Source organism: Capillibacterium thermochitinicola (assembly GCF_013664685.1).
Classification (GTDB): domain Bacteria; phylum Bacillota; class UBA4882; order UBA10575; family UBA10575; genus Capillibacterium; species Capillibacterium thermochitinicola.
Genome location: NZ_JAAKDE010000012.1, coordinates 73,986 through 93,708, shown reverse-complemented (window position 1 = coordinate 93,708; position 19,723 = coordinate 73,986). Strand labels below are relative to the sequence as shown.

At 55.4% G+C, this 19,723-nt stretch carries 16 protein-coding genes and 1 riboswitch; of the genes, 11 read left to right on the top strand and 5 right to left on the bottom strand.

The features are described from left to right. Position 1: 1 nt before the first annotated feature. Positions 2–637, bottom strand: coding sequence for a LysE family transporter (locus tag G5B42_RS06400; protein WP_181339625.1), 636 nt, complete (start codon positions 635–637; stop codon positions 2–4). A gap of 142 nt (positions 638–779) precedes the next feature. On the opposite strand from G5B42_RS06400, the gene G5B42_RS06395 reads away from it, so the two are divergent. Next, positions 780–1,637: an FRG domain-containing protein gene (locus G5B42_RS06395; RefSeq protein ID WP_231133293.1), complete on the top strand. Its 858-nt coding sequence runs from the start codon at positions 780–782 to the stop codon at positions 1,635–1,637. A gap of 86 nt (positions 1,638–1,723) precedes the next feature. Here the strand turns inward: G5B42_RS06395 and nadC are convergent, their stop codons facing one another. From nadC to nadA, 3 genes are all read right to left on the bottom strand, one after another. Beyond that, positions 1,724–2,560, bottom strand: a complete 837-nt coding sequence (nadC, locus tag G5B42_RS06390; protein WP_181339623.1) for a carboxylating nicotinate-nucleotide diphosphorylase — start codon at positions 2,558–2,560, stop codon at positions 1,724–1,726. A gap of 18 nt (positions 2,561–2,578) precedes the next feature. Then, positions 2,579–4,189 (bottom strand): L-aspartate oxidase, encoded by a 1,611-nt coding sequence (gene nadB / locus G5B42_RS06385; protein ID WP_181339622.1) that lies wholly within the window; start codon positions 4,187–4,189, stop codon positions 2,579–2,581. Positions 4,190–4,273: 84 nt separating this feature from the next. Beyond that, positions 4,274–5,185 carry a quinolinate synthase NadA gene (nadA, locus tag G5B42_RS06380; RefSeq protein ID WP_181339621.1) on the bottom strand — a complete coding sequence of 304 codons (912 nt, stop codon included), beginning with the start codon at positions 5,183–5,185 and terminating at the stop codon, positions 4,274–4,276. Positions 5,186–5,347: 162 nt separating this feature from the next. Here nadA and folB point away from each other — a divergent pair, with 162 nt between their 5' ends. The 8 genes from folB to G5B42_RS06340 all read left to right on the top strand — a co-directional run bounded on the left by folB (position 5,348) and on the right by G5B42_RS06340 (position 15,566). Continuing rightward, a complete protein-coding gene (gene folB / locus G5B42_RS06375) occupies positions 5,348–5,728 on the top strand; it encodes a dihydroneopterin aldolase (protein ID WP_181339620.1) in 381 nt (126 codons plus the stop codon). Between the two features lie 347 nt (positions 5,729–6,075). Continuing rightward, positions 6,076–7,422 (top strand): glycosyltransferase family 4 protein, encoded by a 1,347-nt coding sequence (locus tag G5B42_RS06370; protein ID WP_181339619.1) that lies wholly within the window; start codon positions 6,076–6,078, stop codon positions 7,420–7,422. After that, complete coding sequence (locus G5B42_RS06365) at positions 7,419–9,902, top strand: sugar phosphate nucleotidyltransferase (protein WP_181339618.1); 2,484 nt, start codon at positions 7,419–7,421, stop codon at positions 9,900–9,902. Before G5B42_RS06370 ends, G5B42_RS06365 begins: the two co-directional genes overlap by 4 nt. Positions 9,903–10,082: 180 nt before the next feature. Then, entirely contained in the window at positions 10,083–10,934 is an 852-nt protein-coding gene (rapZ, locus tag G5B42_RS06360; RefSeq protein ID WP_181339692.1) for an RNase adapter RapZ, read from the top strand. Positions 10,935–10,945: 11 nt separating this feature from the next. After that, positions 10,946–12,631, top strand: coding sequence for a uridine diphosphate-N-acetylglucosamine-binding protein YvcK (gene yvcK, locus G5B42_RS06355; RefSeq protein WP_181339617.1), 1,686 nt, complete (start codon positions 10,946–10,948; stop codon positions 12,629–12,631). A gap of 113 nt (positions 12,632–12,744) precedes the next feature. Next, positions 12,745–12,888, top strand: a riboswitch (FMN riboswitch). Between the two features lie 93 nt (positions 12,889–12,981). Beyond that, positions 12,982–13,755: an ABC transporter ATP-binding protein gene (locus tag G5B42_RS06350; RefSeq protein ID WP_181339616.1), complete on the top strand. Its 774-nt coding sequence runs from the start codon at positions 12,982–12,984 to the stop codon at positions 13,753–13,755. Next, positions 13,748–14,533 (top strand): ABC transporter permease, encoded by a 786-nt coding sequence (locus G5B42_RS06345; RefSeq protein ID WP_181339615.1) that lies wholly within the window; start codon positions 13,748–13,750, stop codon positions 14,531–14,533. The genes G5B42_RS06350 and G5B42_RS06345 overlap by 8 nt, the downstream gene beginning before the upstream one ends. A 46-nt stretch (positions 14,534–14,579) precedes the next feature. Beyond that, a complete protein-coding gene (locus G5B42_RS06340) occupies positions 14,580–15,566 on the top strand; it encodes an ABC transporter substrate-binding protein (RefSeq protein WP_181339614.1) in 987 nt (328 codons plus the stop codon). Between the two features lie 120 nt (positions 15,567–15,686). Here the strand turns inward: G5B42_RS06340 and G5B42_RS06335 are convergent, their stop codons facing one another. Next, positions 15,687–16,673, bottom strand: a complete 987-nt coding sequence (locus G5B42_RS06335) for a LysM peptidoglycan-binding domain-containing protein (RefSeq protein ID WP_181339613.1) — start codon at positions 16,671–16,673, stop codon at positions 15,687–15,689. 266 nt (positions 16,674–16,939) lie between these two features. Here G5B42_RS06335 and G5B42_RS06330 point away from each other — a divergent pair, with 266 nt between their 5' ends. Both G5B42_RS06330 and G5B42_RS06325 read left to right on the top strand, forming a co-directional pair. Further along, on the top strand, positions 16,940–18,337 hold the full coding sequence (locus G5B42_RS06330; protein ID WP_181339612.1) for an FMN-binding glutamate synthase family protein: 1,398 nt from the start codon (positions 16,940–16,942) through the stop codon (positions 18,335–18,337). Between the two features lie 202 nt (positions 18,338–18,539). Then, positions 18,540–19,709 carry a murein hydrolase activator EnvC family protein gene (locus tag G5B42_RS06325; protein WP_181339611.1) on the top strand — a complete coding sequence of 390 codons (1,170 nt, stop codon included), beginning with the start codon at positions 18,540–18,542 and terminating at the stop codon, positions 19,707–19,709. Positions 19,710–19,723 lie beyond the last annotated feature (14 nt).

Sequence of the window (19,723 nt, the reverse complement as noted above, 5' to 3'; positions counted from 1 at the left end):
ATCAGAAGATGAGCGGGAGGGAGTTGGCGAAAAAACCGGCCCCGAAACCGATCAGGCAAAGACCCAAACCGCCGATGACCAACCGGTAAACTAGCGGGTTGATAAAAGTCCTGGTCTTGCCGACCAACCAGGAAACCAAGAGGTACCAGGAAAAATCGGCCAGGATATGCCCAAGATAAAAAAGGAGAACCCCGCCAAAACCAAAGGCGTTAAAGGCGTTCATAATGAGACCGGGGCCGACCACCACCCACCAAATGATAAAGTAAGGATTGGCGGCGCTGATTAAAGCGCCGCCCAACAGCATACTACGGTTGTTTGGCGCGGCGGCGGCGGGCAGGATGATCGCCGTGTTGCCGCGCCAGCTGTCCTGGACCATTCTGCCGCCCAAAAAGATTAAGAGGAGACCGCCGCCAAGGCCAATCAGGATTTGGGCGAGGGTGGTGGTGAGATATTGGCCAAAACCCAAAAAGATCGCGATCACCAGGAACAATTCAAGGAGACTATGCCCCAGCGAAACCATAAATCCGGCTTTCACGCCGGATTTTAAACTTTGGTCCAGCGTATAAGTGAGTAACGAGCCGGGCATGACCGCACCCGAGTAACCAATCAAAATGGACTGAACGAAGATGGCAATCATCGGTGATCCCTTCCGTCTTTTTTCCCAATTGTAACAGAAAAGGAGCAAAAAAACGAGAGGAGAATTGGTTTTGACCGTGATTAATAAGTATAATAGGATTAACCTGGCGGACGTAGACTAATCCGGGCGATTGCTTTGACGGATGGAGTTTTCCGTAATGCAGGGGGGAATTGGGATGGCGCAGAACGAGATTGTCGTCCGTAGTTGGAGTGAAGTTTGCGAGCGTTTGTATGATAACGCTTGGAAACCGGAGCTTGGCCGTTTTCGGAGTGATTATGCCTTCCGGGGACTGGCCGATTGTGGCTACCCGTTACAGAACAGTTTCTACCGGGTTTGCCGGGACAATCCCCAGCTGGAATACCATTTGCTCCGGAACTTTAAAAAATACGGGCAATTTGCCGACACCAGTCTGGTCTCCTCCGACTGGCGGGTTCTGACTTTGGCGCAACACCACGGTTTACCCACCCGTTTGCTGGACTGGACCTATTCACCCTTTGTAGCCCTCCACTTTGTGACCGATGACCCCACCAAATACGACCGGGACGGTGTGATCTGGCAAGTCGATTACGTGCAGGTCAACCGGATGCTGCCTGAGCCGTTTAAAGGGGTGATGGAAAAGGTCGGGGCCAATGCTTTTACGGTGGAGATGATCGAGGAAGCGGTACCGACGCTGAAGGATTTTGACGCTTTCCACGCCCAGGACCGGGATCTGGTTATTTTCTTCGAACCACCTTCCCTCGATTCCCGGATCGTCAACCAATTTGCTTTCTTTTCCGTGATGTCCACCGCCACCGGACGTTTGGACAAGTGGCTTTACCAATACCCCCATCTTTACCGGAGAATAATCATTCCCCGGGAGTTGAAATGGGAGATCCGGGATAAACTTGACCAGGCCAATATCACCGAACGGATCCTTTTCCCCGGTTTGGACGGGTTGGCCAAATGGCTTTTACGTCATTACACGCCACGTTGTTTTGACCAACCGGACCAGCCCGGATAAAAGAGACCGGTCCAGAAAGTGGACCGGTTTTTCTGTTTTCCTTCAAGAAATTTCTTGTTGTGTCTTAAGTTTTAAACAGCAGTTTTTTAAAACCGGAGGCTGATGTCCAGCGCCTGTACGGAATGGGTAATGCGGCCCACGGAGATGAGGTCCACCCCGGTGGCGGCAATCGCCCGGATCGTCTCCGCGGAAACGTTGCCCGAGGCTTCGACCAATGCTTTACCGTCGATGAGCCGCACCATCTCGGCCATCAACGCCGGGGACATGTTGTCCAGCATGATAATGTCCGCACCGGCGGCCAGTGCTTCGCGAACCTGCTCTTCCGTTTCCACTTCCACTTCAATCTTCATAGTGTGGGGGACGGCGGCCCGGACTTTGGCGACGGCGGCTTTGATCCCGCCACAAGCCGCCAGGTGGTTGTCTTTGATCAGGACCGCGTCGGCCAGGTTAAAACGGTGGTTGTAACCGCCGCCGACCCGGACGGCGTATTTTTGTAAAGCGCGCAGCCCGGGAAGGGTTTTTCTGGTGTCGACCAGGCGGACCCGGGGATAGTCGGCAAGCAAATCAACTAGTTTCCGGGTGGCGGTGGCGATTCCGGACAAATGCTGGAGGAAGTTCAGGGCCACCCTTTCACCACTGAGCAGATCGCGGGTGGGGCCGGAAATAACGGCCAGGACCGTACCGGCGTTGACGCGGGCCCCGTCCGGTTGGTCGATCCTCAGTTCGATGGCGGGGTTTAGTTGATGAAAAACTTCCTGCACAACGGCCCAGCCACAGATCACCCCCGGCTCCTTGGCGAGAAAACGGCCGGTGGTGGTGGCTGTTGGCTCAATGGTCAGCAGGGAAGTGATGTCCCCGGGGCCCAAATCTTCCGCCAGGGCTTGGCGGACCAGATCGGTATAGACGTATTTCGGGAGTTCCATCGCGCAACACCTCTCTTTTTACCACGGCCAGTCAAAAGACTGGTCGGCGGGGATAAAACTGATGCCGGCCGGTGAAAAAACAATCCGTTTTCTCCAGTTGGGGTCCGTCTCGGGGTAATCGGCCCGGTAATGACTGCCACGGCTCTCCCGGCGGGTGCAGGCCGCTTCGAGCATTAACCGGACCAGGAGGCGCATGTTTTGCAACTCCAAGTAAGGACGGCTTAATGGAACCGGCCCTGCGGGTGTCGCCGGTGCCAAACGGCGCTGGGCGTTTTGCAAGTCTTCTTCCCGGCGGATGATCCCCAGATGGGCGGAGGCCAGCTCTTTGAGGGTCAAACGGTCGGCGGTTAAATCTTCCGGATTGGTTTCGGTGGGGAAAACCGCGGTTAATTCGGGTGGGAGGGCCGGACGAGTCCAACCGCCGCTTTGGAGGTATTCAAAGATGTGGTGGCCGAAGACCAAACCGTCCAACAGGGAGTTGCTGGCCAAACGGTTGGCCCCGTGCACCCCGGGGTTGGCCACTTCCCCGCAGGCAAAGAGCCCCGGCAGCGCAGTCCGGCCGTAGAGGTCAACGGCGACGCCCCCCATCATATAGTGGGCGGCGGGAGCGACCGGAATCGGTTCCTTGGTGATATCAAGGCCGTAACCCAAACAGGTTTCATAGATATTGGGGAAACGGCGTTTAATCAGTTCCGCGCTTAACAGGGAGAGATCAAGGAAAACATGGTCACTACCGGTTTTCGCCATTTCCGCCCAGACGCTACGGGCGACCACGTCACGAGGGGCCAGTTCGGCCTGGGGGTGATAGGAAGGCATAAAGCGGACGCCTTTCCGGTTACGAAGCAGGCCACCCTCGCCCCGGACGGCTTCGGTGATCAGAAAAGAAGGGGCACCATCCAGATGGAGGGCGGTCGGGTGAAACTGAACGAACTCCAGATCGGCCAAGGGAGCACCGGCCAGGTAGGCCAGGGCGAGCCCATCGCCGGTCGCCACGGCCGGGTTGGTGGTATCGGTAAAGATCTGCCCGCAACCACCGGTGGCCAGGATGGTTGCCTCCGCCAAAAGACTGGTCTGGGTTCCGGTTTCGTCCAGGACCAGGGCACCATAGCAACCTTCTTCCCCGGTGAGCAGCGCTACGGCATAATGGTATTCCTTGACGGTGATCCGGGGATGGGACCGGACCCGTCGGGCAAGGGCTTTACTGATTTCGCGGCCGGTGGCATCACCATCGGCGTGTAAAACCCGGGGAAAGGAGTGGGCTGCTTCACGGGTCATGAGAAAATTACCGGCCACGGCATCAAAATCAAAGGGGACGCCCCACGCAATCAATTCCCGGACCCGTTCCGGTCCTTCATTCACTAAAGCCGTAACGGCAGGAGGCAAGCAGAGACCAGCACCGGCTTTAATTGTGTCTTTGTAGTGGGAATCTGGCGAGTCGGCCGGACTGAGGGCGACGGCAATGCCGCCTTGAGCATAGCTCGTATTACTCTCTTCCAGCATATCTTTGGAAATTAAAGTGACATCGGCGATTTCTGCTAATTTGAGGGCGGTATAAAGTCCGGCAATTCCGCTGCCGATCACCAAAAAAGGAGTGGTGCGTAGACCGGCAGTGGAAAGTTTCATCTTCATCCAAACGGCCTCCTTAGTAGTTTAGATATAGAAAAGGGAAACCTCTCCCCGCGGGCGAGGAGAGGGAAGAAACAGGAGGAGAATCTATACAACCGCCAGCATTCGTTCAAGGCAACGGCGGGCTTGGGAGCGAATGGGCTCCGGTACGGTAATAACCGGTTGCAGTGTGCGGAGGGCGGCAGCCACATCCGCCAAGGTGGTTTTTTTCATATTCGGACAAACCAGCTTGGGTGTTAAAAGATAGAACCGTTTATCCGGGTAACGCTTTTTTAAACCATGGATGATTCCCATCTCGGTGCCGATAATAAAGGTGGAAGCGTCCATCTTCGCCACTTGCTCCACGATCTGTTTCGTACTGCCGACAAAATCGGCATGGGCGACAACCTCCGGCCGGCACTCGGGATGGATTAAAAGCTTGGCTTCGGGATGAACCCTTTTCACCTTCTCCACCTCGTCGACGGTGACTTGGTGATGGGTCCGGCAGAAACCGGGCCACAGGTGGAATTTTTTCTCCGGCACCTGGGAAGCCACATAGCTCCCCAAGTTTCGGTCGGGGAGGAAGATGATCTCTTCCTCGGCCAAGGAGCGCACGACTTTTACGGCGTTGGAAGAAGTGCAGCAGATATCACTGACCGCTTTCACCGCGGCACTGGTGTTCACGTAGGCGACGACCGCGGCCCGTGGATATTTGGCCCGCCATTCTTTGACCGTCTCGGCGTCGGCCATGTCCGCCATGGGACAACCGGCTTCGGGCGCCGGCAATAAAACCGTTTTTTCGGGGGAAAGGAGGGCGGCGCTTTCCGCCATAAAATGGACACCGCATAAAACAAGCACCCTATGGGGTGACTTTGCCGCTAAACGACTTAGTTCCAACGAATCACCGACAAAATCGGCGATCTCCTGAATTTCATCGTTTTGGTAGGTGTGGGCGAGAAGTAAAGCATCTTTTTCCGCTTTCAGTTTTTGGATCTCCGTGATGAGCTCAAGTTGGGACATTGGCTACACCCCCCTCGTGTCATTTTAATTGTATCGTTATTTCACCGTTTGTCAATTCGTCTCGAAATAATCAAAAAACTGCTTAACAGTAAATTTACCATTTGTCGTGTTTTTTAACGAAAGGGACAGCGGTAAAATTGGGTGGGAAAGAAGGGAAGAAAAATGGCTGCCGACAAGTTGGTTTTGCAAAACATGGTCTTCTATGGTTACCACGGGGTATTTGCGGCCGAGAAGGAGTTGGGGCAACGCTTTGAGGTCGATGTCGAACTTTACCTGGATTTACACCAGGCCGGCCTCAACGATGACCTCGAAGCAACCGTCAATTACGCGGAGGTTTATACCTTCATCAAGAAGCTGGTCGAAGAACGCGCGTTTAATCTCGTGGAAGGGTTGGCCGAAGAGATCGCCGCCACACTTCTTGCGGCTTACAACCTCCAGGAGATTGTTGTCCGCGTACGCAAACCCCAGCCACCCGTCGGTGGCCTCATGGATTATTTTGCGGTGGAGATCCGGCGTCGGGCGCCGAAAGTCAACCAATTATAAAAAGATATAAAAATAAAATCAAGGATGGGTAAAGTAGAATAAAAAAATCTGGATTATGTCAACGTTAAGGCCTTTCTCCCCAACGGGGAGAAGGCCTTTTTCTTTTTTCTGGCGCGGGGTAGACTGTTTTTTAACTGTTTATTGTTGGGGTGCCCCCTGGTCTGGGGGATGCTTCCTGCCCTTAGAAGCCGCCTTGCCTGTTGAGTGGGAGGGGCCCCCTGGTCTTTTCCCGGCAAAAGGGGAATAACCGGCGCATTAAGTCTTGGCCAGCCGGGAAGAATAAGTTTACAACTTTACCAAAGCCATCATGATCTGGGTGAGCGGTAATCTTTTTGAGGAGGGAACAAATGCGGGTTCTAATGCTGAGTTGGGAATACCCACCGGAAAACGTGGGCGGGATTGCTCCCCATGTCCATGATCTTTCCCTGGCCTTAACGGAAAAAGGACAAGAAGTGACCGTTTTGACCAGGGGTAATGGCCCGATGGGCACCACGGAACAGATTAAAGGGGTCAAAGTTTGCCGGGTCGGGCGCAGCGCTCCTGAGCCTCCCGACTTTGTCTCCTGGGTAATGCAGCTCAATCTGCAGTTGATGGAGAAGGCGGTTTCCCTGGTGGAAGAGGGGGAAACCTTTGATCTCATCCACGCCCATGACTGGTTGGTGGCCTACGCCGGCAAAGGCTTAAAGCACGCCTTTCGTCTTCCGTTGATCGCCACGATTCATGCCACTGAATGGGGGAGGAACAACGGGCTCCATAATGAGTTGCAACGCTACATCAGTAATGTCGAATGGTGGTTGGCCTATGAAGCCTGGCGGGTGATCTGTTGCAGCCGTTATATGTCCGGTGAACTGCAGCGCATCTTTCAAGTGCCCGTCAATAAAATGCGGGTCATTCCCAACGGGGTATATCCGGAGCTTTTCCGCTGTCCGGCGGGGGATGTCCGGGCGATCCGGCGGCGGTACGCGGCCGATGACGAGCAGGTTGTGTTTTATGTTGGCCGTTTGGTCTTTGAAAAAGGACTGGATCTGCTGTTGGAGGCCGCCCCTAAAATTTTGGCCCACCGGGAGAAGGTCAAGTTTGTTATTGCCGGAAAGGGCCCCCATGCGGAACATTTACACCACCGTGCCCGCCAAATGGGCCTTTACCATAAGTTTTATTTCACCGGTTATGTGGATGACTTAACGCGGAATGCTCTCTTCAGCACGGCGGATGTGGCCGTCTTCCCCAGTTTGTATGAACCGTTCGGGATTGTGGCCTTGGAGGCGATGGCGGCCGGCACGCCGGTGGTCGTCGCCGATACCGGAGGATTGGGTGAAGTGGTCCAACACGGAAGAAACGGTTTGAAGGCTTTCCCCAACAACCCGGAATCGCTGGCGGATAATATCTTATGGGTCCTCACCCACCCGGAGCAGGCGGCTGCCATGCGGGAGCAAGCCCGGCGTGATCTAGAAACCGAATACAATTGGGGTAAAATTGCGGACCAGACCATCGATGTCTACCAGGAAGTACAAAGTGAGTACCAACGGTCGGATTGGCACCGTCAGACGGCCATGGCCGCGCGGGAGCTCTCCCGCCACCATTGGACCCGCCCGGGGCCGGCTACCGCCGGCGCCGCCGGGCGGTATACCCTGACCGGGACGGAGACGGGCTGGTCGCATCCGGCCTTTAATGAACAAAAGGGGGGGTACCAATGAAGGCCATTGTCATGGCGGGGGGAAAAGGGACAAGACTGCGCCCGCTAACCTGTAAACAGCCGAAACCGATGGTGCCGATTGCCGGCCGCCCGATGGTCGAATATATTTTGACGCTTTTGAAACAATACCAATTCGCCGAGATCGGGATGACCCTCTTTTACCTTCCCGATCTCATCACCAACTATTTTGGGGACGGGCGGGAGTTTGGGGTCAACCTCCGCTATTTTGTGGAAGAAACTCCGCTCGGAACGGCGGGGAGCGTGAAGAATGCCGAGGCTTTTCTGGACGAGACCTTCCTGGTGATCAGCGGCGATGCTTTGACCGATATCAATCTGGCGGAAGCCTTGGTTTTTCACCGGGCACGCGGGGCTTTGGTCACCATTGTCCTGACTAAAGTGGCGAACCCCCTTGATTATGGGGTCGTCATCACGGAAGAGGACGGCCGGATCAAGCGGTTCCTGGAGAAACCCGGGTGGGGTGAAGTCTTCAGCGACACGGTGAACACCGGTATTTACCTGATTGAACCGGAGATCTTCCGCTATTACGAGAAGGACAAAGAGGTGGACTTCAGTAAGGATCTCTTCCCGCTGCTTTTACAGGCGGGCGCTCCCTTGTACGGATATGTAGCCGAAGGTTACTGGTCCGATGTGGGGAACCTGGCCCAGTACCGGCAGGCGAATTATGATCTTCTGGACGGCAAGCTGAAGTTTAAACCATCCGGCCGGGAGGTGGCCCCCGGGGTCTGGGTGGGTGAGGGAACGGAACTGCCCCCCACAGCCCAAGTGGAGGCGCCGGTGGCCTTAGGGCGGTATGTGCGGATCGGGAAAGATGCCAAGCTTGGTAAGCATACGGTCATCGGCGACCATAGTCTGGTCGGCGAGGAGGCCTCCCTTAAAAAAGCCATCTTGTGGAACCATGCTTACGTGGGTTACCAGACGGAGATCCGGGGGGCGATCCTGGCCCACCGGACCCATTTAAAATCCGGGGTGCGGGTTTACGAGGGCGCGGTGCTGGGGGAAGGCTGTACCGTCGGTTCAAAAGCGGTCATTAAGCCGGAGGTCCGGATCTGGCCGGAGAAATATTTGGAGAGCGGTTCGGTCCTCAATTCCAGTCTGGTCTGGGGTAACCGTTGGGGGACGAACCTCTTCGGTCGCCAGGGGGTCGATAAAACGGCCAATCTGGAGTTCACCCCCGAGTTTGCCGCCAAACTGGGGGTGGCTTACGGTACCATTTTGCCGGAGAACAGCTGGGTAGTGCTGGGGACCGACCATTTTCCGCCCGCCCAGAAACTGAAAGCCGCCTTGGTGAGCGGTCTGTTGGGAACCGGCGTCAATGTCTATGATTTAGGGGTGGCGGCAACCCCGGTGACCCGCCAGGCCGTTGTGGCTTTGGAAGCGGCGGCCGGGATTCAACTGCGGGTCTCCCCGGCGACCCCGGAGAATATTCTGGTGGAGTTCTTTGACGGGCAGGGGCTGATCATCGACCGGTCCGTAGAAAGAAAGGTGGAACAGGCCTTTTTTGCCGAGGAGTTCCGGCGGGCCGCCCTTGATCGGCTGGGGCGGACCCGTAGCGTTGAAGGTTTTTCCGCCCGTTATCTCGAGAATCTCTTGAAGGTAACCGCCAGAGAAGAGATCCGCGCCGCCGGTTTCAAAGCGGTGACCGGGGTGGATGCTGCCGAGGGACCCTTGGGTTCACTGCTGACGATGGCCCTGGCGGCCCTCGGTTGTGAAACGGTGGCCTTTCAAGCCGGCCCCGCCTGCTCATACCGGACGGTCAAGGACCTTCGGGAAGCCTGTTTACCCGCCTTGGCGGAACAGGTCCGCCGGGCGCGGGCCGACCTGGGGGTGCTGCTGGCCAGTAACGGTGAGTGTTTAATCCTGGTTGATGAGGAAGGTCGCTTTGTGGCGGAGGAGCAGTTTACCGCGTTACTTTCCCTGTTGGTCCTGAAGTATGGTGGCGCGGCGACGATTCCGCTCCCGGTGACCGCTCCTTCCTTCATCGAAGAGGTGATCCGGGCCAACCGGGGCGAGGTGGTCCGGACGAAAGCCAGCCCCCGGGCGCTCATGGAAAAGGTGGCTGAAGCCCGGATTTACCCGGCCGGTGATGGCCGGTGTTCCTTCCAAGCGACTTACGACGGCTTGTATGCCTTGACCAAAATCCTGGAGCTGATGGCCAGAGAAAAAAGGAGCCTGGCCTGCCTGGTTGCCCAGCTTCCCACTTACCATATCGACCGCAAACAGGTCGATTGTTCCTGGGAAGATAAGGGCCGGATCATGCGTCATCTTTTTGAAGAGAATAAAGACAAAACGGTGGAAGTGATAGACGGTTTGAAAGTCTTCCACGATCAGGGTTGGGCGCTCGTTTTACCCGATGCCGAGGAACCGGCCTTTCAGATTTACAGCGAGGCATCCTCGATGGAAGCGGCCGCGGAATTGACCAGTTTCTATTCGACCCGGATCAACGCCTTGCAGTTAAGATAGGACGAAACGGGCGGAAGCAAAGCCAAGCGAAGGGAAGTAAAGAAAAGCGCAAACGCGCTTTTCTCTTTAATTTAGAAGGATTTCCCGGCAGGAAAGATTTTTTGTTTCGCGAACCATTAAAGATGGAAATGAACTTTCCGGTGTGGCCTCGTTTTGAGGGGAGGGTTGGCGATTAACACGATCCGTTTCGTCATTATCACCGGGATTTCGGGTGCGGGGAAAACCGAAGCGATGAAAGCCTTTGAAGATCTGGGTTATTTTTGTGTCGATAACCTCCCGCCCGTCCTCCTGCCGAAATTTGCCGAGCTTTGCGCACAATCGGAAGGGCGGATTAATAGAATAGCTTTGGTGGTCGACATCAGAGGCGGCGGTTTTTTTGACAGCCTCTTCTCTTCGCTTCGTCTTTTGGAGGAAGAGGGTTACCGCTACGAGATTCTCTATTTGGAAGCGGAAGATGACGTCATTATCCGGCGGTTTAAAGAATCCCGCCGTCCTCATCCCTTGGCGGGCGAAGGGCGGATTGCCGACGCCATCCAGGCGGAAAAGTCCCGCTTGGAGAAGCTGAAAGGGAAAGCTTCGTTGATCATCGACACCAGCAATATAACCGTGCGGCAACTGAGAGAGAAGATTATCAACCGGTTTGGCCAGGCCCATGAAGGACTGAAGATGGTCATCACCATTGTCTCTTTTGGCTTTAGCCATGGGATCCCCCTCGACGCCGACCTGGTCTTTGATGTCCGTTTTTTGCCGAACCCGTTTTATGTCGACTCCCTGCGGGAACTGGACGGAAACAGTCAGGAAGTCGCCGATTATGTGCTGAAGTGGCCGGTGACCACGAAATTCCTTTCGAAGCTCTATAGTTTGATTGATTTTTTGATTCCCCAGTATATTAACGAGGGCAAGTTACAACTGGTGATTGGGATTGGTTGTACCGGCGGGCGTCACCGTTCGGTCACCATCGCCAATAAACTCCGGGACTTCATAAAAGCCAAGGGTTACAAGGCCCTGGTTGAGCATAGAGATATCAGTTAGGGGGAGAGATTATGCTCCGACCGTACCGCCCTGATCCCTGGCGTACCAGGCTGATCTTCGGATTGGGACTGATCGTCTGCGGCATACTGACTATTTTCGCCAAAACCAGACTTAACCTTTGGTTCGGGGTCTGTCTGGTTGCCGGCGGTTTGTTGCTGGTGGTTTGGGTGCCGCGGGTCCGCAATCTGCGGGGGATGGCCTTTATCACGGAGCGAAAGTGGTTCCGGTTATTGGAACGGGAAGCCCGGATTGTAGTGATTGGTGGCGGCACGGGCCTGGGGACGATCCTCCGCGGGTTAAAAAAAATAACCAACGATCTGACCGCCATCGTGACGGTGGCCGATGATGGGGGCAGTTCCGGGCGGCTCAGGAAGGAGTTTGGTATTTTACCGCCCGGCGACATTCGCAACTGCCTGATTGCCATGGCCGACCTGGAGCCGTTGATGGAGCAGTTGATGCAGTACCGGTTCAACGGCGGGAGCGGTTTGGCCGGCCATAGTTTTGGTAATCTTTTCCTGACAGCAATGACCGGGATTACCGGGGATTTTCAAAAGGCGATCGAGGCTTCGGTGAAAGTCTTGGCGGTCAAAGGGCGGATCTTCGCGGCGACCCTGGACAATGTCAGTCTCCGGGCTGAACTGCAGAACGGGGCGATGGTGGAAGGCGAGTCAACCATCAGCAAGAGTAAGACCCCGATTAAACGGATCTACTTGGAACCGGCGGCGGCAAAAGCGGTCCCCGAGAGTTTGGAAGCGATCGCCGCGGCTGACCTTATTATCATTGGGCCGGGGAGTCTGTTTACCAGCGTAATCCCGCCCTTGCTGGTTAAAGAACTTGTGGCCGCCGTGAAAGCGGCAAGGGCGACGAAGATCTATGTCTGTAACGTCATGACGCAACCCGGGGAAACCGATGGTTTTAGCGCCTCTGATCACTTGCGGGCGCTTTTGGAACACACCGACCCCAAGCTCGTAGATTATATGATCATCAACAACCAGGAGGTCCCCCCGGAAGTCAAGGCCGTCTACGCGGAAGAAGGGGCCGAGCCGGTCCTTCCTGATCCCGAGATGGTGCTCAGCCTTGGCGTGCGTCCGGTTCAGGCACCGCTCTTGAACACCAACGGACTGGTCCGCCATGACGCGGACCGCTTGGCCAATCTGCTGGTCAAGATGATGCCGATGTTTTTTAGCCGACGCCGCCGGTGGTTACAGCGCTGGCGCCGGTTGCGCGGGCTGGTGGGCGACGCCATCGGTAGATCGGGGATTGTCGCCGCCGGCGGACGCTTGCGCTGGCGGCCGACCGAACGGGGGAAAGCGCTCAAGTTTGATTTTATCGCGAAAAACCTCAACCGGTGCCAGGGACCCGCTTGCGAAGTATATACCAGTGCCGAGGAAGCCCCGGCTGTACTCCAACCCTATAAAATTAATTTTGAAAGAAACCTTGTGATCGGGGTGTTTTTGGGTGAACGCCCCACCGGCGGGTTTGGGTTGGCCCCGCTGGGGGTCCGTTTGAAAAAAAACGGCCTTGAGATTGCCTACCGGGAAGAAAAACCGCTCCAGGCGGGAGCAATACAAAGGTTGACCTACCCGGCGGCCTTTTTCGTCCTTGACCGGCGGGATCTCCCCGCGGGAGAACTACCGCTTTACTTAAGGCGGGAAGAAGTGAAGAAAACCGTTTTGGTGCATAAGCTTTCGTTATAAGCTTATTGCCTTGTTTCCGTTGCCAGGGAGGCCGTGGCGATCCAGGAGATCGCCCTTTACAAAAGGAAAGAAAAACGGTAAAATACATTTGCAGACAACAATATATATTTTATAAGATCCTTCAGGGCAGGGTGAGGCCGCATGGCCAATTCCCGACCGGTGGTAAGGGGTTAACCCAAGTCCACGAGCTTAATTTTTTAAGCTGATCTGGTGCAAGTCCAGAACCGACGGTACAGTCCGGATGGGAGAAGGAGTCTGAACTAGAGCGCTTGCTGGCGCTTGGCTGTGACGAAAACCCTGAAGGAAAACTTCGGGGTTTTTTCTTTGTCAAAATAAGAGGAGGATAACAAGTGGGAGCGGTTATTGAGGTTAACGATGTTACACTGGCCTTTTCCCCGCACTGTCCACCGGAGCTGGACGGGGTTAATCTGGTGGTGAATGAAGGCGAGTTCCTCTGTTTGGTTGGCCCCAGCGGTTGTGGCAAGTCGACCCTTTTACGTTTGGTGGCCGGGGTCTTAACGCCCGACCGGGGGGAGGTCAAAGTTTTTGGGGAGAAAAAGCCGCCCAATTGGTCGCGGTTGAGTATTGTCCCTCAGGATTCGCTGCTTTTGCCCTGGCGGAAGGTCATTGACAATGTGGTGTTGCCCCTGGAGTTGAACGGCCGCCGTGGCGACCGGTTGCAATGGAAAGCCCAGGCTCAGGCGGCTTTACGTCTGGTTAACCTGCAGGGGGTGGAAGACAAGTATCCCCATCAACTGTCCGGTGGGATGCGGCAACGGGTGGCTTTGGCGCGGGCCCTGGTCAGCAAGGCCGAGCTCCTGCTCCTGGATGAACCCTTTGCCGCCCTTGACGCCCTGACCAGAAGCCAACTCCATCTGGAGATTATGGGTATTCGCCGACAAACGCCGTTTACCGGTTTGATGGTCACCCATAATATCTTCGAGGCGGTTTTTTTGGCCGACCGCGTGGTGGTGATGGGGGAAAAACCCGGACGGATGCTGGGTGAGGTGAAGATTGATCTCCCGTACCCGCGGGAGCTTAAGCTGATGAGCACGCCGGAGTTTGCCGCTTTGGTCGGTGCCGTCCAGGAACTTTTGGAGAAAGGATGGTGCGGTGATGAGTAGACGGGTGGCCAATTCCAATTCCGGTGGGGAAAGGCTGATCGCTCTTCTCCTGGTGGGTATGGTTATTTTCTTGGTCTGGTCCTGGCTGGCGACTTTTTACCCCGATTATATTCTTCCTTCCCCGGTGGCCGTTGCCCGTCGCGCCCGGGAACTTTTCCGCCAGGGCGGGCTTTTTGCCGTCCATTTCCGGACGACTTTAGGCGAAGCGTTCCTCGGGTTCTTGTTGGGAGCCGGAGCCGCTTTACCCCTCAGTTATTTGCTGGCGCGCCACCCCCGTTTGGACCGCTTGGTGACGCCGGTGGTCGTGGCTATCCAGGCAATCCCGATCGTTGCTTTGGCGCCCCTGATGGTAATCTGGTTTGGGTTCGGCCTGACTTCCAAGGTTATCATCGCCGCGCTGACCGCTTTCTTTCCCGTCTTGACCAATGGGGTGGTGGGCCTGCGAGAGACCGATCCCCGCTTGAAAGAGATGTTCAAGATCATGGGTGCCGGGAAACGGGAGATCTTTTTTAAACTGGAGGTTCCTTCGGCTTTACCGGTCCTTTTTGGCGGTTTTCGGATGGGATTAACCCTTTCCGTAATCGGGGCCGTCGTCGGCGAGTTTTCCGGAGCCGGGCGCGGCCTCGGTTATCTGGTCTATTTTGCCCGGGGGACCTTTGACACCGCCTTGATCTTCGTGGCCTTGCTGGCGCTGGCGGTCATGGGGATTGGTTTTTACCTCTTGGTGTCTTGGTTGGAAGCGGTGGTGATGCCCTGGCGTAAAGACATGGATCGTTAAGGAAGGATTTCCCGCGAAGATCACCTGGATTTGGAGGAGAGGAAAGATGAAGAAAAAACTCGTTTTGCTGCTGGTGGCGGCGGTCCTGCTGCTTGGCGGAGTGCTGTTTTGGACTCGTCCGGTACAGTCGCGCACGGTTACTCTGGCGATGACCTATATTCCCAATGTTCAGTTTGCTCCCTGGTACGTGGCGGAGGAGAAAGGCTATTTCCGGGAAGAAGGACTGGAGGTTGTCTTTGATTACCGGATGGACATCGATGCTTTGCAGCTGGTGGCCACCGGCAAGATGGATTACGCCATTGCCGGCGGGGACCAAGTGCTGGTGGCGCGGGGGCAAGGGATTCCTGTGGTCTACCTGATGAGTCTGTATGCCGAATTTCCCCCGGCGGTCATTGCGAAAGCGGAGACGGGGATCAAAACCGCCACCGACTTAAAGGGAAAAACGGTCGGTCTCCCGTTATACGGGACCAATCTCCTGGCGGTGCAGGCCATCCTGCGCCGGGCCGGTCTTGCGGAGAAGGATGTTCACCTTGTTGATATCGGCTATACCCAGATTCCGTCGTTATTGGAGGACAAGGTGGATGCGGTGGTCGGTTTCGCCAACAACGAACCGATCAAGCTGAAGGCGATGGGGGTGGCGGTCAACCAGATCAACTCCTGGGATTACTTTTCCCTGGTTGGGCACGGCCTGATTACCGGCGCCGGAAAAGTGGAAAAGGCACCGGCGGAGGTGGGTAAAATGGTGCGGGCCAGTTACAAGGGGTTGCAATATGCCCTCGCCCACCCGGAAGAGGCCTTTGCGATCTGCCTGAAGTACCTGCCGGAACTGGGGGAAGAACAAAAGAAGCAGGAATGGGAAGTCTTAAAAGCATCCATGGCTTTATGGGAGAATGATTACACGCGTACGTACGGGCTGGGCCGTTCGGACCCGGCCAGTTGGGAAGATGCCCAGCAGTTGATGATCGAACTGGGCATGATTCCGCAGGCGACGCCGGTTGGCGAGATTCTTAATCTATCGTTCTTACCGGAGTAGGAGTTACCTACCGCGGTAACAGAAGCTCCCAAAAAAACTATATACCTTCGCCGGACCATACAGAAACCGCCCGTGCCGGGCGGTTTCTTTTTGGTTTGGTAAGTTGTTGGTAGACCCTGGTTAGTTTCGGAAGAAAACGTGGTTCCCGATCTGAGCGGTGATCGGCTGGGAGCGGACCCATTTGTTCGTGGTTTTGGCCGGGTTGTAAAAACCGATGGCCCCGTTGGAAGGATCCCACCCGTTCAGGGCGTCCTGGACCGCTTTTAGGCTCGTGGCGGTGGGCGGCAAGTTGATCCGTCCATCCATCACCGGACTGTATTGGTAGTATTTTCCCTGGTCCACCTGGTAGATAATCTGGCTAATCGTGTTGGGGTAACGGGGGTCGTTGAGCCGGTTGAGGACGGAAGCGGCCACGGCGACTTGGCCCTCGTAAGATTCCCCTTCGGCCTCCGCCCGGACTAAACGGGCGAGGAGCTCGATCTCCGCTTGGGAAAGGTTGTATTTATTCCCGTAATTCCCGCCGGGCCCCCCGTTGTTTCCGCCGGGATTGGAAGGAGCCGTGCCGGTCGGGATCGTCAAGACTTGTCCGGGATAAATAAAGTCGGAAGAGAGTTTGTTTGCCGTCTTCAGGGCTTGGATGGTGGTACCGAAACGTTTGGCAATCAGGTAAAGGCTGTCGTTGACCCGGACCGTATAGAACTGGCTACCGCCGGAGGGCGCCCCGGGGTTTGGGTTGGTGCTCCCCTGGCCGAGCGGCAGGTAGAGAACTTGTCCGATTTCTAAGTAGTCATGCCAAAGGTTATTGGTGGTGCGTAAGCTGGAGAGCGTAATTCCGTTACGGTTGGCAATCAGGTAAAGGGAATCACCGGGGCGCACCGTATAGGCCGTGGGGATAATCAGGGTTTGTCCGGGATATATCATATTAGAAGCCAAGTTGTTGCCGTTTTTGAGTGTATCGGTGGGGACATTGAAACGACGGGAAATGAGATACAGTGAGTCCCCCGGTTTGACTTGATAGGTTTGGGCGCTGGCGAGAACCGGCAAGAGCATGACCAGCAGGGCCAGCAGGAATGATCCGCACCGGATGTAACGTTTTTTGCCTTTCATCTGCAAACACTCCTCTTTCATGTTGTCGTTTTTGGTCGCCGACGGCAATTAGAGGTGTGATGAAAGTTGGGTCTTCAGCGGCATGGACGACCTGGCATAAAGCATAATTCTTGCTAGAACTGGGTTTTCCTAGTGGGAATTAAAGGGAATCCCATTTCTGATAAAAAACAAATGGTTTGGGATAACCAGTAAAGGCGGTTAGAAAACGGTATGATTGGTTAAAATATTGTCATTAGTAATAATTAATCCGGGTGAGGCGAATTGTGATGAAACTATTCGGCCTAGGTGTTTTGGCGGCCATAACAGGGTTGATCGTCTTCTTCTGCCTGCTGGTGGTGGCCAGCCGGGGATTAATCTCCCTCATCTTCGCGTTTTTGTATAAACGGATTACCACCGATCGTTACTGGAGCAATCTATTTGAAACGTATAATCTGGCGAAAAAGATTGGGCTCGACCGGTTGGTCGAGGCGGAATTGCGATCGGCCCACGGGCAACCGCCGGAGCGGCCCTTTGGGCGCCGCAATGTGGTTTCGCCCTGGCAAGATCTTTATTTTAATCCGGTTTATTTCTACCGCCAGCCGTTGTTGGACTACACGAAAATCGGGACGGAAGTGGTAATTGGCCCGGAGGCCAAGTATCCTTTGAAGATAAGGATCCCGGTGCTGATTGGGGGGATGGCCTACGGGACTGCTTTAAGCGCAAAAACCAAGCAAGCGCTGGCTTTGGGGGCGACCATGGCCGGAACGGCGGCCAACACCGGGAACGGGCCTTTTTTGCCGGCGGAAAGAGCCGCCGCCGAGAAACTGATCATTCAATACGCCCGGGGGAGCTGGGCGAAGGACATGGAGGTTTTGCAAAAGGCGGATGCCGTCGAGATCCAGCTGGGGCAGGGCTTGTGGGGACCGGCCCCGGCCGAGCTCTCCCCCCGCCGCTTGGCCCGCAACCCCCAACTGCGTCACCTTTTAGGCGTAAAGCCGGGGGAAAAAGCGGTGATCCCGCCCCGTTTGTTGGAGGTGAAAACAAACCAGGAATTAAAGGAATTGGTGAGGGCGATCCGGGCGCAAACGGAAGGCGTACCGGTGGGATTTAAACTGGGGGCCACCCAATGGCTCGAACGGGAACTGGAGATCCTGGTCCAGGCCAAACCCGATTTTATTGCCATTGACGGGATGGAAGGGGGGACCCACGGCGGGCTGGGTTCCAGTTTGGACGCTTTGGGTACGCCCACGCTTTACGCTTTGGTGCGGGCGCGACGGTTCTTGGACGAGAAAAATTTGTCAGGCAGGATCTCCCTGTTGATTGGGGGCGGACTCTATACGGGCATAGATTTCCTTAAAGCTTTGGCTTTGGGGGCGGATGCGGTTTTTATCGGGACCATTGCCCTCCTTGCTTTGGTTCATACCCAGGCGGTCAAGGTTCTGCCGTGGGAACCGCCGACCAAATTGATTTATGAAGGGTCAAAACAGAACAACAAGCTCAATATCGATCAAGGGGCGCAAAGCCTGGCTAATTTCTTGAAAGCCGCGGTGCAGGAGATGCAGGTGGCCGCTTTGTGTTTAGGGAAAGAACATCTGAGTGCGGTGGATAAAACGGATCTGTCCACACCCAGCCGGGAACTGGCTGCCTATTTGGGGATCAGGTGGTGCGGGGACCCGGTCGTATAGGAAGCGCCTATAAGACAGGTTGAGTACTTGCCTAATTGAGGGCGAGAATACCGAAAAGGATGAGCTTTAAGGAGCGTGGTATTTACCGGATTTGTTGACCGGATGAGCGTTGGAATTCCCGCAGGATGGCAGGAAAACCCCGTAAAAAAGCGAAATTTAGCAATTGATGGGTTTATTAACTTCGGGGCAAAGGATGAGCGGAATGCGGCAAGAAGGACAACGCAGCAGGTTTGGCCGGGTCCTTGTTTTCCTGTCCTTCCTTTTCTTTGTCCCTCTCCTTACGGCTCAGGAAGAAGCGGAGCTGGAGCGGATCAACCGTTTAATCGAACGGACAAAACAGCAGCTCTCGACCATGAAAAAACAGGAGTCATCGGTCTTGAGTGCTTTGCTCACCGCCCAGCAGGAACTGGATCAGATTGAGTTGGAACTGGAGAGGTTGGACCAAAGATTGCGCCTGGTGCAACGGGAGATCACCAAGTTGGAACGGGAACAGGCCCAGGTGGAACAGGAATTAGCCCGGTTGAATCGCCTCCAACGCGAACGGGCGGATCAATACAACCGGCGTTTGGTTGCGGTCTACAAATACGGTCCGTTGAGTTATTTGGAATTGCTGGTGGCCGCGGAGAATTTTGCGGATTTAATCAGTAAATTCGAGATGGTCTCCTATTTTCTACGGGCCGATGCCCGTTTGATCGCGGAAGTAACGGCGATTAAGGAAGAGATCAGCGCCCACCAAAGAACGCTCCAAGGGAAAAGACGGGAACTGGATCAACAGCGGGCCGCGGTAATTTCCTTGGAAAAAGCTGCGGCGGAGCAGCAGAAACTCAAAGCGGCGCTGGTCAAAAAGGCCGAAGAAGAGCTGAACAAGATCCAGCAGGACCGGAAGAGATTAGAAGCCGCCCTTGATGAGCTGGAAGAGACTTCGCGGCAGATCGAGGCGGAAATTAAACGACGGCAGCAAAAAGAAGCCATGGGCACCGGCAAGCTGATCTGGCCGCTTCCCGTCAAAGGACGGATCAGCTCGCCGTTCGGGGAACGGATGCACCCGATTCTGAAGCAGAAACGGTTCCACTCCGGCATCGATATCGCCGTCCCCACCGGCACCGATGTACTGGCGGCGGACCGGGGGCGGGTCATGATCAGCGGCTGGAACGGCGGGTACGGCTACTTTATCGTAATCGACCACGGGAACGGCCTGGCAACCGCCTATGCCCATAATTCGCGGCTTTTAGTAAAAGAAGGGGATGTGGTGGCCCAGGGGCAAGTGATTGCCAAATCGGGAAGCACGGGCTTGAGTACCGGCCCCCATCTCCATTTTGAGGTGCGTAAAGAAGGGGCTCCCGTTGATCCGGCCGGTTATTTACCGAAGTAAGGGAAAAAAGTCTT